Source organism: Petrocella sp. (genome assembly GCF_059865615.1).
On record NZ_JCBCDA010000065.1, the window covers coordinates 1 to 11,836 of the forward strand.

Here is an 11,836-nt window from a genome sequence, read left to right on the forward strand (position 1 = left end):
CTTGCTTATTTGATTGCACCGCCAATTGAAGCGGTTTATGCACTGGATGCAGCCCTCAAATCATCGGATGTTAAGATGGTTCAGTTCTATGGACCACCTTCTGAGACAAACTTTGGCGGTGGCTTATTAACAGGTAGTCAATCCGCTTGTAAATCAGCCTGTGATGCTTTTGCAGCAGCGGTAAACTTTGTTGCAGATGATCCGACCAAATACTAATAAGAAAATGTGGTGAAAAATATGAATAATATAGCCCTAGGAATGATAGAAACATATGGATATGTAGGGGCAATAGAAGCCGCCGATGTATGTTTGAAGGCAGCCAACGTGACCTTACTAGGCTGTGAATTTGTAAAGGGCGGATTGGTAACCATACATATTAGAGGTGACGTAGGCGCTGTAAAAGCGTCGATTGATGCAGCAGAGGTAGCGGTGCCTAAAATAGGTCAGCTTTTATCCACCCATGTCATTCCAAGACCCAGTGACGATGTGGAAAAAATATTGCCAATGCCATCATTAGTGGTTTTACAAAGTGATCATCACAGCCAAAAAGTAGACACCAAAGAAGAGAAAAGTGAAAAAGAAATGACCACCTCAAACTTAGGCCCATCACCTAAAAGTAGAGAAGCCTTAAATGCCCTAAAAACAGTTGATTTAAGAGCCTTGGCCAGAAAGATGGATGATCAATCTGAAGGTATGTTCTCTATTGAAAGAAATCAAATCAAGTATGCGCGCAAAGATGAGTTAATAGAAGCCATCTTGAAGTTTTATAAGGGGGTGAAATAAAGATGATCAAGGATAAAGATCTAAGCTCTATTCAAGATGTCAGAGACTTGGTAGAAAAAGCAAAAGAAGCTCAACAATTACTTAAAATGAAAAGCCAAGAAGAAATTGATTCAATCGTAAAAGCAATGTATGAAGTCGCTTATATGAAATCTGATCAATGGGCTAAGATGGCAGTAGAAGAAACGGGATTTGGTATTTATGAACATAAAATCATAAAAAACAAATTTGCCAGTAAAGCGGTTTATGAATACATCAAGGACATGAAAACCGTAGGCATCATCAAGGAAGACAAGCAGAAAAAGATTATTGAGATTGCTACACCGGTAGGCGTTATTGCAGGACTCGTACCCTCCACCAATCCGACTTCCACTGCGATTTATAAGACTCTAATAGCCGTGAAGTCCGGAAATGCTATTATTTTTAGCCCTCATCCTAAAGCACTTAATTGCATTAGTGATGTTGCAAGGGTCATGGAAGCAAAAGCGGTTGAAGCCGGCGCTCCAAAAGGCATCATAGGATGTATGGCCATCCCTACTTTAGAAGGTACGGATGCCTTAATGAAACACAAAGACGTGTCTTTAATCTTAGCTACTGGTGGTTCGGCAATGGTGAAAGCAGCCTATAGTTCAGGTACGCCGGCCCTTGGTGTCGGACCAGGGAATGTCCCGGCATTTATTGAAAGAAGTGCAGACATAGCCCTATCGGTAAAAAGAATCATGGACAGTAAGACCTTTGACAATGGTACCATATGTGCTTCGGAACAAGCGGTGGTTACAGAAACGTGTATCAAAGAAGATGTAAAAACAGCCTTCATAAAGGCCGGTGCATATTTTTTAGAAGGTGAAGAAGCAGATTTGGTCGGAAAAACCATTCAAGATGCATGCGGACAGTTTAATGCTAAGATTGCAGGAAAGTCTGCAATTGAGATTGCCAAGATGGCAGGTCTGTATGTACCGAGTGACACAAGAGTACTGATTGCAGAACAAACACATGTAGGCATACAGTATCCATTTTCCAGAGAAAAATTAGCACCGATTCTGGCATTCTATGCAGAAGATAACTGGGAAAAAGCCTGTGAAAAATGTATGGAGCTCTTGGCATACTATGGACTTGGTCATTCTTTGGTGATTCATTCAAAAGATGAAGAGGTCATAAAAGCTTTTGCGCTAAAGAAACCGGTATCAAGACTGCTTGTTAACACCTCATCAGCTCAAGGTGCCATAGGGGCGACAACAAACTTAGCACCATCTTTAACACTTGGTTGTGGCGCGGTTGGTGGTAGCTCAACATCTGACAATGTAAGTCCCCTTAATCTAATCAATATTAGAAGTGTGGCTTATGGAACGAAAGAACTAGAGGACATTCAACAAGAGTATGAAGATGGATCCGGTAAACATGTATCATCACACATGGAGCTAGATTTAGAAACAATCACAAAAATGGTTTTGAAAGAATTACAAAATTATAAGTAAGCCTTTAAAGTAAAAGGAAGGAAGCTAACTTTAAATCTGAAAACACAAAAATTAGGAGGATATGAATATGGCAAATGCAAATGCACTCGGAATGATTGAAACAAAAGGTTTGGTAGGATCAATAGAAGCAGCGGATGCAATGGTAAAAGCAGCAAATGTTACCCTTATTGGTAAAGTACACGTTGGTGGTGGTTTGGTGACAGTTATGGTTCGAGGTGATGTGGGTGCGGTCAAGGCAGCAACAGATGCCGGTGCAGCAGCAGCAGATCGTATTGGAGAGTTGGTTTCCGTACACGTAATACCAAGACCTCATAGTGATGTAGAGTTAATCCTGCCTAAATACGAAGGCTAAGAATGAATGTTTATTTGCCTCGCCTTCCATGGCGAGGCAATCATAACAAAGGATGTGATAGGGATGGAAGTTTTAACAGAAGCGGTTGTACGGTCGATTCTAAAAAAAGACAAGGTAAAGGAATGGTTGGTCAATCCAGATACCATCATTACCCCTTCAGCTAGGGAATATTTAAACGAGCAGAAAATTAAGTTGGTATATACAAAAGATGAACAGGGGCTTTTAGGTACAAGCAAGAAAAACAACAAGGAAAATGAAATCAACGATACCGAAGAGAAGAAGTTTATACCTAAATACATTGTAAAAGATACAGGTGGTTTTTTTGAGAAGAAACCAGAAGAAATGACACAGTTATATGGCAATGAACTGGTGTTAAAGAATCATCCCAGTATTTTATTTAGAGGTAAGGTGGATAGTCTTCAATCAAAAATACTAGAGATTCAAGTTATTGCAGATAAGAATAAAAGTGAGAAACTAGTTTGTGAACTTCAAGAGGTGCTCCAATATGTGAGGAACATATTAAAGGCAGAGGTTATAAAAGAAGGAACAGAAGAGATATGTTTGTTTGGATTGCTTGAAGAGGATATCAGAAAAATGTCCCATAACCCCAAAAAACACATAGGTGTGGCCCATATATTACCGGATTACAAAATGGGAGAAATATTAATTGGCTTAAATGCAATTCGTAGTGGGGCCAGAGAAGTAGAGCTTAGTTCAATTCCATTGAATCGAAAAGATATTACCAAATCTCTCAATAGGTTAAGCAGTGCTGTCTATGTGATGATGTGTAGATATTTGTCTGGATACTATAATTAACGGAGGCCCATATGGATGAAGTTATTATTAAGAAAATCGTGAAAAAAGTCATAGAGGAAATAAGTCTAAGAGATAGGAATTGGCGGACAGTGCCTATAGAAGCTTCTGCAAGACATGTGCATCTTTCCATGGACGATGTTGAGCGACTTTTTGGAGAAGGCCATAGGCTTACACCGGCAAGAGATCTGTCACAACCGGGTCAATTTCTGTGTCAAGAACGGGTGACCATACTGGGTCCAAAAGGTTTATTCAAAAACGTTGCCATTTTAGGTCCGGAAAGAAAAGAGACTCAAGCGGAGATCTCGAGAACGGATGCCTTCAGTTTGGGCATTGATGCGCCGGTTCGGGAATCAGGTAAGATAGAAAAAAGCGCACCTATTTATTTATCAGTGGGTAAGAATATGATTCGGGCAGAAAAAGGGGCCATCGTTGCCAAACGACATGTTCATATGACACCGGAGAATGCTTTGGATTATGGCCTAAAAGATCAGCAAATAGTTGCTGTAAAAGTATTTAGTGATCGACCAATTATATTTGAAGATGTTGTTGTAAGGGTCCATGATCAATATAGTTTACATATGCATATTGATTTAGACGAAGCCAATGCTTGTGGCTTTTACGAAGGCATGAAAGGTCAAATACTTGTGGAAGAAGAGGTTTAAGGATGTTAGACATGACAAACTGTGAGTATTTAATATCTCAATTAGAAGCAACCATTCACAAGCCCAGAACCATGCAAGAGGGCGAAAAACTGCTCGTAGGTGTTGACCTTGGAACAGCATACATTGTCATCGTTGTTCTAGATCAAGACAAAAAGCCTGTGGCCTGTGAGATGGCGTTTTCCCAAGTCATAAAAGACGGTTTGGTTGTCGACTATGTTGGTGCTATGAATGTGGTTAAGCATCTAAAAGAAAAGATTGAGCAAAAGATTGGCACCAGACTTACAAAAGCAGCCATTGCTGTACCACCAGGGACAAGCGAAGGTGACAGCAAAACCCATATGTACGTTGTAGAGGGCGCGGGCATGGAAGTGACCAACATTCTTGATGAACCGACAGCGGCCAATTCAGTTCTTAATATTGAAAATGGTGTCATTGTTGATATTGGAGGGGGCACAACGGGTTTGTCCATCATAAAAGAAAATCAGGTCGTTTATGTAGCGGATGAAGCAACAGGCGGAACCCATTTGACCTTGGTTGTGGCGGGCAACTATAAGATTAAGTTTGAAGAAGCGGAACAGTATAAAACAGATCTAAGTAGGCAGCAGGAAATATTTCCGCTGGTAACACCGGTCATTGAGAAAATGGCGACAATCATCAATATCCATATTAGGAACCATGATGTCAAGGAAATATATCTTGTTGGCGGCACTTGCTGCTTAGATAAAATAGAAAAAATAATCGAAAATGTCACAGGCATAAGGACCATTAAGCCTAAGAATCCATTTTTAGTTACGCCTCTGGGCATTGCTATGAACTGCTAGGTATAAAGGATGTGAGCATATTGAACTTAGAATCCCTAGATGAAAAAAGTCTAATCGAAAGCATAACAAAAGAAGTGATGAAGAAGCTAGAAGAAAGAATCATGAAAAGTGAATTAGAAAGACCTATAAAGAAAGATAAGATTCTTGCAATAGCCATGTCAGATTATAAGGTTTTATATGAAGTTAATGATCAGTATGATGTAGATGATTTTGATGATGCCAAAGCATCTATAGATATAAGCCCCTATGATGTCATACTACTGGGTAGCATCAGTTACCAAGAACTTGTGCAGATATCTATGGGATTTGCAACCAGTAAGGTCACAATCATGGTTATTGAAGCCATATTAACAGGCAAAAAAATCTTTTTTGTAGAAGAAGGCAAAACCTACAGCAAATACGAAGATACAGCAAATACCAACTTTTACAACATGCTTAAAGGCTATGAAGATCAAGTAGAAACATTCGGAATAGAATGGATCAATGCAAATGAAATTGGACGTCGGCTACTGGATGTAAGAATGGAAAAGTTAGAAAAGATAGATAAATCAAAAATGTTAGAAGGAACATACATGCCTAAAGAAGATGATGTACATGAGAAAATCATAACTGAATCCATAGCAAAACAGTATAAAGAAAAAGGATTAAAGCGCCTGAGGATGAACAAGAACACCATAGTAACACCTTTGGCACAGGATTATCTAAGAGATCATAAAATAAAAATGATCACCACATAAACTCAAAACGGAGGAAGGCATTTATGATTGTAGGCAAAGTAATCGGAAATGTATGGGCAACTAGAAAAGATGAGAATTTGAATGGTCTGAAATTATTGGTCATAAAACCCTTGGATTATGCTTCGGACAAAGACCTTCCTACCTTTGTTGCTGCAGATAGCATTGGTGCTGGGATTGGAGAAACGGTACTGGTTGTAAATGGAAGCTCAGCCAGAATGGGTCTTGGAAGAAAAGATATACCTGTGGATGCCATTGTGGTTGGCATCATTGATACCGTGGATGTCTAGAAGGCAACAAGGGAAAGGAGGTGCTTGGCCATGGAGTTGTTAGATAAAATATATAATGCTGGCGTTGTAGGCGCTGGAGGTGCCGGTTTTCCAACACATATTAAGCTCAATTGCAAGGTAGAATACTTTATCATCAATGCGGTAGAATGTGAACCACTCATGCATACGGATAAATATATAATGCAAAACAAAGGCGAAGAAATTATTAAGGCGGTTGAAGAAATTGGAAAACATGTAGGTGCACAGCACTTGATCATTGCCATCAAGGAAAAAAATACCAAAGAAATTAAACACCTAAAAGCTATTATTGAAGCGTTGGATTCAAAAGTAACCTTATTTACCATGGGGGATTATTATCCGGCAGGTGATGAACAGATGATGGTTTATGAGATTACAGGTAAACCGATTCCAGAGGCAGGTATTCCCTTAGATGTAGGCGCTGTTGTATCCAATGTAGGCTCTATTGTGAACATCTATGATGCAATGATGGACAAGCCGGTTATAGAAAGATTCTTGACGGTGGCCGGAGATGTAAAGAACCCAACCATGATTAGGGTACCAGTCGGTATTTCTGTAAAAGCCTGTATAGAAGCGGCAGGTGGTTCGACTCTAAAGGAATATGCCATTATTATAGGTGGGCCTATGATGGGAACCATCATTGATGACTATGAGGCCGAAGCATTTCATATTAAGAAAATGGATGGATCCTTAATCGTCCTACCTAAAGATCATTTCGTAGTAGAACGAAAAAGAAAACCCATAGACAAAATCATCAATGAAACCAAAACAGCATGCATTCAATGTCGCTACTGCACAGACATGTGTCATAGATACCTACTAGGTCATGAACTAAGACCTCATAAGATCATGAGAAACATAGGTATGTCAGACCATGATGAAGCCATCATGAAGGAAGCCTTGCTATGTTGTGAATGTGGTATATGTGAAATCTATGCATGCCCTATGGGACTTTCCCCTAGATTGGTGAATGTACATGTTAAAAAAGAATTGTATAAAAAAGGCATTCGACCTGAAAAAGGAAGTCTTGATCTGGACGTTAGAGACATGATGGCCTATAGAAAAATTCCAAGTTATAGGCTTATATCAAGACTGGACCTGCACCAGTATTATGGTCAACCAATAGATGAACACAAAGATCTGACGACAGAGGAAGTTGTTATACATCTTAAGCAACATATTGGAAAACCGGCCACACCTACCGTTGCGGTTGGGGACATGGTAACCAAGGGGCAGATGATTGGTAAGGTAGAGAGAAATGAAATGGGTGCCAATGTTCATGCAAGCATTGATGGTACTGTTACAGGTGTAACTGAGAAAATAACGATAAAAAGTAATGGGGTGGTTTCATGATACGGACGATAGGGCTTATAGAGCTTAATAGCATTGTCAAAGGCATTGAGTCGGCGGATGCAATGATTAAGGCGGCTGAAGTGGATTTGATTCTAGCGAATGCCATATGTCCCGGTAAGTATATTGTGCTCATTTCCGGGGATGTGGGGGCAGTAAAAGCTGCTCTAGAAGCGGGAAAAGAAGTGGGGAAACAATACATTGTAGATGACCTTATATTGCCGAGTATTCATGCACAAATCATTAATGCCATCAATGGATCGACTCAAGTAGCTGAAGTGAATGCCATCGGTGCGATGGAGTTTTTTAGCATTGCCACCTGTATTGTGGCTGCGGATGCGGCAGCAAAAGCAGCAGCGATTAATCTCATTGAAATCAGACTTGGTTTTGCAATAGGGGGTAAATCATTTGTCACTTTCAGTGGGGATGTCAGTGAAGTTAAAGAGGCAATCGAAGCGGGTTCGACGATAGGTAAGCAAAATGGGATGCTATTAGCAAAAGTGGTCATTCCATCGCCTAGAAAAGAACTGTTTGAGAAACTCTTATAATTAGGAGGAAGAGCATGGGTAAAGTATTACTTACAAAAAACAATATTGATGCATATATTTCAAAGAACCAGTCAAAACTCTATGTGGATAAAAATATGATTTTGACTTCAGGCGCCCGGGATGTGATTAGAAACAAGGGTATTTCCATTATATATGACAAATCAAGGGAAGAAGAAGAAGAAGCAGAAGTAGAAGTAGAAGTAGTAGAAGGGACTTACGCTGATATGGAAATGATTACAAAAGCGGTTATAAGGATCTTAAGAGAGCAACATGGTATGACAGATACAGCACAAATAAAAGAAGTGTGTAATTTGATTTTAACAAAAATCAATAAAAATTAAAGGAGTGTAGAAAAATGGCGAGTTATGCATTGGGTATGATTGAACAAAAGGATTAGTAGGTTCCATTGAAGCGGCAGATGCAATGGTGAAGGCGGCAAAAGTAAGGCTAGTAGGCAAAGAAAAAGTGGGTCAATTAATATCCGTACATGTTATACCAAGACCTCATGAGGAAGTAGAACAAATATTACCAAGCTCAAATTAAACAACCTACAATTATGGTTAAAGGGTCAAAACTAAGTTTCACTAAATTCACATACCATATATAGATTACGTTAATGCATTCGTAACTATATATGGTATGCAAAAGTTCAACTATATAGTTTTGACGCCTTAACCAATTATAACTTAAATTTCTATGTATAAGGGAGGAAAAAAATGAGTATTAATGAGATTATTGTATACATCATGGTAATTTTTATGGTTTTAGGTGCATTAGACAAGATTATTGGCAATAAATTTGGTCTAGGTGAACCATTTGATGAAGGGTTTATGGCAATGGGCTCTTTGGCAATAGCTATGATTGGGGTCATATCTTTGGCACCTGTACTTGCAACCATACTATCACCTATAGTAACACCGGTTTATACTATGTTGGGTGCTGACCCTGCCATGTTTGCAACCACACTACTGGCCAATGACATGGGTGGTTACCCATTGGCGATGGAAATGGCACTTACAGAGGAAGCAGGACTTCTTGCAGGGCTAATACTAGGCGCAATGATGGGGCCTACAATAGTATTCTCAATCCCGGTTGCTCTAGGGATCATTCGAAAAGAAGATCACAAATTTTTGGCAACAGGGATATTGGCTGGTATGATTACCATACCCATCGGTGTTTTCTTTGGTGGTTTGGTAGCAGGTTTTGAAGTTGGTATGATTCTTAGTAACTTGGTTCCAATTATAATCGTATCTTTATTGATTGCGATAGGACTTTGGAAAATCCCCAATCGAATGATTAAAGGCTTTACTATATTTGGTCGAGGTGTAACCATTGTCATAACCATTGGTACAGCAGCAATTATTGTTGAGACATTGACCGGTATTGTTATTATTCCGGGAATGGCACCAATATCAGATGGTATTGAAGTTATCGGAGCGATAGCAATCATGCTTGCCGGTGCCTTTCCAATGGTATATGTCATTACAAAAGTATTTAAAAAACCATTGCTAAGAATGGGTAGATTATTAGGTATGAATGATGTTGCTGCCGCTGGTTTGGTAGCCACCCTTGCCAATAATATTCCTATGTTTGGATTGATGAAAGACATGGATGACAGGGGGAAAATACTCAACGTCGCTTTTGCAGTAAGTGCCGCGTTTGTCTTTGGAGATCATCTTGGTTTTACAGCAGGGGTTGCTAGAGAAATGATCTTCCCAATGGTTGTAGGTAAGCTTGTTGGTGGTATTACGGCCGTCATGGTGGCGATGATTATTGCAAATAAGATCCTTGGAAAATCTGGAACAGAAGAAAAGCCACAAAAAGTGGAGGCCTAGCATATGGGTAATATGGACAGCAAAATGATAGAAGAGATTGTTAGAAAAGTTTTGCAAGAAATGAGCAAAGGAGAACAAACGGACTTTATAAAAGAAATCGATAAGAGTGGTGTATCTGTCATTAAGACAGAAACCGTTCATCCTGGTAAATTTGACACAGGAAAAGACGGAGACAAAGTATACCTAAAAGATGTTTTGACTGTGAAGGAAAGTCCTAGATTAGGTTGCGGCGTGATGGAAATGGATGCATCCACCTTTGACTGGACCTTGAAGTATGATGAAGTGGATTATATCATTGAAGGTACCTTAGAGATCATCATCGGTGACCGTAAGATTACCGGAGAAAAAGGTGATATCATCTTCATTCCTAAAAACACGTCAATAAAATTCAGTGCACCCGGTCATACCCGGTTTCTATATGTTGTATATCCTGCTAATTGGGATGAGTTATAAAAAAAAAGTTTGCCTTGAAATGATCAGGGCAAACTTTTTTATAAAAGCTTTAATAGGGTAATGCTGGTCCCGTCATATTCAATAAGACCTTCATTTTTCATCTTTTGTAGTTCACGAGACAAAGAGGTGCGTTGAACGCCAATGCGTTCAGCTAGCGCCTTTTTTGATGAGCGTAATAGGATTCTGTTAGAACCTTGAAGTATATATTCGTTTTTTAGATAAGCCATCACGCTTTCACGTATTGTGCGATTGACATAATGCTTGATTCGATCACCAAGGAGCATGGCGTGATCGGATATATATTCCAGAAAAAGCTTTAAAAAGGTTGTGTTGCCCGAACATAGTTCAAATAAAAGTTCTTTTTGCAGAATCAGAAGTGTGGTTTCCGTTTTGGCGGTAACCGTCATGGGGTAATGAGGATTTTTTGAAAAAACCAGATTGCCGCCAAGTATATCATCTGGTAAGAGATTTGCAATGGTCATAAGGTTACCGGATTCATCAATGCGTTCGACAACCACCTGGCCACTTAGTATGAGTTCAGCGCAAATACAAAAATCCCCTTCAAAATGTATGACTTGATCTTTACTATAGGGTATGATTTTCATTGTTTGATGATGAAGGCTTTCTAGGAGGTATTCTTTTGGAATGGCCTTAAGAAGCGTATAATTATTTTTATGATCAAGTAAATTTTTCATATAAAACCTTTCCTATCGAACCGTTCAGAAATATGAGCAGAGCTCATAACGAAGCGAAGCTTCTTTTCTTGTGTCACCTTGGTAACGCCATTCTTTTTTCTTTTATTATATACTTAGTGTAAAAGATTGAAAAGGAGATTCTCATGGATAGGATAAGGTGGTGCATTGTGAAATGAAAAAAATAAGGATAATGAGTCAAATTATATTCTTAATCTTTTTCTTATTTGTTATTGTCAATGAAAATATGGTCTTGTGGTTAGGTATTTTTTTACTGAGTTTACTAGGTGCTGCAGTCTTTGGACGTTTTTATTGTGGTTATATATGTCCTATGAATACATCTATGGGTATCACAGCAAAACTTGCCAAGAGATTAAATTGGCAGACGAAATCTGTACCAAAAGTATTAAAGAGCAAGATTCTACCTTGGATTGTCTTAGTTCTGATGATTGCAACGATGATTGTTTCAAAAAGAGTTTTACAGCTAGAATTGCCCATTTTATTGATTCTAATGGCCATGTCCATTTTGGTTACACTAAGACATCAAGAATATGTGTTCCATAATCATGTCTGTCCTTATGGGGCTTTACTAAGCCTAACAGGAAAAGGAGCAAAGTATTCTACAAAAGTGGATACGGCTCAGTGCATAGGGTGTAAAAAATGTGAAAAGGTTTGTCCTTCTTTGGCTGTCAAAGTGGAGAATCTAACAAAGGTGGCCAAAATCGATCCTGCTTTATGTCATCAGTGTCAAGCTTGTACTCTAATATGTCCTACAAAAGCCATTTGTTATAAGTAAATGGGTTTACGAACACGTATAATGATATAATAAAATTGACACTATTTATATAGGTAACATAGGATACAGAATAGAATTGTTAATTAACATATACGGTTAAGGCGTCAAAACTATATAGTTGAACTTTCACCTACCATATGTAGTTATGAAAGTATCAACGTAATCTACATATGGTAGGCGAATTTAGTGAAACTTAGTTTTGACCCTTTAACCA

The 11,836-nt window shown here is 38.9% G+C and carries 15 protein-coding genes and 2 pseudogenes; 16 read left to right on the top strand and 1 reads right to left on the bottom strand.

Annotation, left to right across the window (positions count from 1 at the left end; all coding sequences use genetic code 11):
- The 15 genes and pseudogenes from AC6F8J_RS07480 to AC6F8J_RS07550 form a co-directional block, all read left to right on the top strand.
- Positions 1-216, top strand: a 216-nt coding sequence (locus AC6F8J_RS07480; RefSeq protein WP_500722151.1) for a BMC domain-containing protein, incomplete at its 5' end; no start/stop codon positions are given.
- Positions 217-237: 21 nt separating this feature from the next.
- Positions 238-504: pseudogene (locus AC6F8J_RS07485) on the top strand (BMC domain-containing protein); the annotation flags it as partial.
- 281 nt (positions 505-785) lie between these two features.
- Positions 786-2,255 (top strand): acetaldehyde dehydrogenase (acetylating), encoded by a 1,470-nt coding sequence (locus tag AC6F8J_RS07490; RefSeq protein WP_500722153.1) that lies wholly within the window; start codon positions 786-788, stop codon positions 2,253-2,255.
- Positions 2,256-2,322: 67 nt separating this feature from the next.
- Entirely contained in the window at positions 2,323-2,607 is a 285-nt protein-coding gene (eutM, locus tag AC6F8J_RS07495) for an ethanolamine utilization microcompartment protein EutM (protein ID WP_125137527.1), read from the top strand.
- A gap of 63 nt (positions 2,608-2,670) precedes the next feature.
- Positions 2,671-3,423 carry a cobalamin adenosyltransferase family protein gene (locus AC6F8J_RS07500; protein WP_500722156.1) on the top strand — a complete coding sequence of 251 codons (753 nt, stop codon included), beginning with the start codon at positions 2,671-2,673 and terminating at the stop codon, positions 3,421-3,423.
- An 11-nt stretch (positions 3,424-3,434) separates the two neighbouring features.
- The gene (pduL, locus tag AC6F8J_RS07505; protein ID WP_500722159.1) at positions 3,435-4,085 is read left to right on the top strand and encodes a phosphate propanoyltransferase; all 651 of its coding nucleotides are present in this window, start codon (positions 3,435-3,437) and stop codon (positions 4,083-4,085) included.
- A 2-nt stretch (positions 4,086-4,087) separates the two neighbouring features.
- Positions 4,088-4,906 carry an ethanolamine utilization protein EutJ gene (gene eutJ / locus AC6F8J_RS07510; RefSeq protein ID WP_500722162.1) on the top strand — a complete coding sequence of 273 codons (819 nt, stop codon included), beginning with the start codon at positions 4,088-4,090 and terminating at the stop codon, positions 4,904-4,906.
- A 20-nt stretch (positions 4,907-4,926) separates the two neighbouring features.
- Complete coding sequence (locus AC6F8J_RS07515) at positions 4,927-5,643, top strand: hypothetical protein (RefSeq protein ID WP_500722166.1); 717 nt, start codon at positions 4,927-4,929, stop codon at positions 5,641-5,643.
- Positions 5,644-5,666: 23 nt separating this feature from the next.
- Positions 5,667-5,930 (top strand): EutN/CcmL family microcompartment protein, encoded by a 264-nt coding sequence (locus AC6F8J_RS07520; protein ID WP_125137532.1) that lies wholly within the window; start codon positions 5,667-5,669, stop codon positions 5,928-5,930.
- 30 nt (positions 5,931-5,960) lie between these two features.
- Positions 5,961-7,301 carry a 4Fe-4S dicluster domain-containing protein gene (locus AC6F8J_RS07525; RefSeq protein ID WP_500722169.1) on the top strand — a complete coding sequence of 447 codons (1,341 nt, stop codon included), beginning with the start codon at positions 5,961-5,963 and terminating at the stop codon, positions 7,299-7,301.
- The gene (locus AC6F8J_RS07530) at positions 7,298-7,846 is read left to right on the top strand and encodes a BMC domain-containing protein (protein WP_500722172.1); all 549 of its coding nucleotides are present in this window, start codon (positions 7,298-7,300) and stop codon (positions 7,844-7,846) included. The genes AC6F8J_RS07525 and AC6F8J_RS07530 overlap by 4 nt, the downstream gene beginning before the upstream one ends.
- Before the next feature lie 14 nt (positions 7,847-7,860).
- The gene (locus AC6F8J_RS07535) at positions 7,861-8,187 is read left to right on the top strand and encodes a hypothetical protein (RefSeq protein ID WP_500722175.1); all 327 of its coding nucleotides are present in this window, start codon (positions 7,861-7,863) and stop codon (positions 8,185-8,187) included.
- Between the two features lie 14 nt (positions 8,188-8,201).
- Positions 8,202-8,308, top strand: a pseudogene (locus AC6F8J_RS07540) (BMC domain-containing protein); the annotation flags it as partial.
- A 254-nt stretch (positions 8,309-8,562) separates the two neighbouring features.
- Positions 8,563-9,681, top strand: coding sequence for an ethanolamine utilization protein EutH (gene eutH / locus AC6F8J_RS07545; RefSeq protein WP_500722177.1), 1,119 nt, complete (start codon positions 8,563-8,565; stop codon positions 9,679-9,681).
- Between the two features lie 3 nt (positions 9,682-9,684).
- On the top strand, positions 9,685-10,134 hold the full coding sequence (locus tag AC6F8J_RS07550; protein WP_500722180.1) for a EutQ-related cupin domain-containing protein: 450 nt from the start codon (positions 9,685-9,687) through the stop codon (positions 10,132-10,134).
- A 38-nt stretch (positions 10,135-10,172) separates the two neighbouring features.
- On the opposite strand, the gene AC6F8J_RS07555 is transcribed toward AC6F8J_RS07550, so the two are convergent.
- The gene (locus AC6F8J_RS07555; RefSeq protein ID WP_500722184.1) at positions 10,173-10,829 is read right to left on the bottom strand and encodes a cyclic nucleotide-binding domain-containing protein; all 657 of its coding nucleotides are present in this window, start codon (positions 10,827-10,829) and stop codon (positions 10,173-10,175) included.
- 190 nt (positions 10,830-11,019) lie between these two features.
- Here AC6F8J_RS07555 and AC6F8J_RS07560 point away from each other — a divergent pair, with 190 nt between their 5' ends.
- Entirely contained in the window at positions 11,020-11,622 is a 603-nt protein-coding gene (locus AC6F8J_RS07560; protein ID WP_500722187.1) for a 4Fe-4S binding protein, read from the top strand.
- Positions 11,623-11,836 lie beyond the last annotated feature (214 nt).

Bases quoted from the DNA above. Each gene is read 5' to 3' on its own strand.
- eutH (WP_500722177.1), top strand. From the start codon at position 8,563: ATGAGTATTAATGAGATTATTGTATACATCATGGTAATTTTTATGGTT.
- AC6F8J_RS07500 (WP_500722156.1), top strand. From the start codon at position 2,671: ATGGAAGTTTTAACAGAAGCGGTTGTACGGTCGATTCTAAAAAAAGAC.
- AC6F8J_RS07535 (WP_500722175.1), top strand. From the start codon at position 7,861: ATGGGTAAAGTATTACTTACAAAAAACAATATTGATGCATATATTTCA.
- eutM (WP_125137527.1), top strand. From the start codon at position 2,323: ATGGCAAATGCAAATGCACTCGGAATGATTGAAACAAAAGGTTTGGTA.
- AC6F8J_RS07560 (WP_500722187.1), top strand. From the start codon at position 11,020: ATGAGTCAAATTATATTCTTAATCTTTTTCTTATTTGTTATTGTCAAT.
- AC6F8J_RS07530 (WP_500722172.1), top strand. From the start codon at position 7,298: ATGATACGGACGATAGGGCTTATAGAGCTTAATAGCATTGTCAAAGGC.
- eutJ (WP_500722162.1), top strand. From the start codon at position 4,088: ATGTTAGACATGACAAACTGTGAGTATTTAATATCTCAATTAGAAGCA.
- AC6F8J_RS07520 (WP_125137532.1), top strand. From the start codon at position 5,667: ATGATTGTAGGCAAAGTAATCGGAAATGTATGGGCAACTAGAAAAGAT.
- AC6F8J_RS07555 (WP_500722184.1), bottom strand. From the start codon at position 10,829: ATGAAAAATTTACTTGATCATAAAAATAATTATACGCTTCTTAAGGCC.
- AC6F8J_RS07490 (WP_500722153.1), top strand. From the start codon at position 786: ATGATCAAGGATAAAGATCTAAGCTCTATTCAAGATGTCAGAGACTTG.
- pduL (WP_500722159.1), top strand. From the start codon at position 3,435: ATGGATGAAGTTATTATTAAGAAAATCGTGAAAAAAGTCATAGAGGAA.
- AC6F8J_RS07550 (WP_500722180.1), top strand. From the start codon at position 9,685: ATGGGTAATATGGACAGCAAAATGATAGAAGAGATTGTTAGAAAAGTT.
- AC6F8J_RS07525 (WP_500722169.1), top strand. From the start codon at position 5,961: ATGGAGTTGTTAGATAAAATATATAATGCTGGCGTTGTAGGCGCTGGA.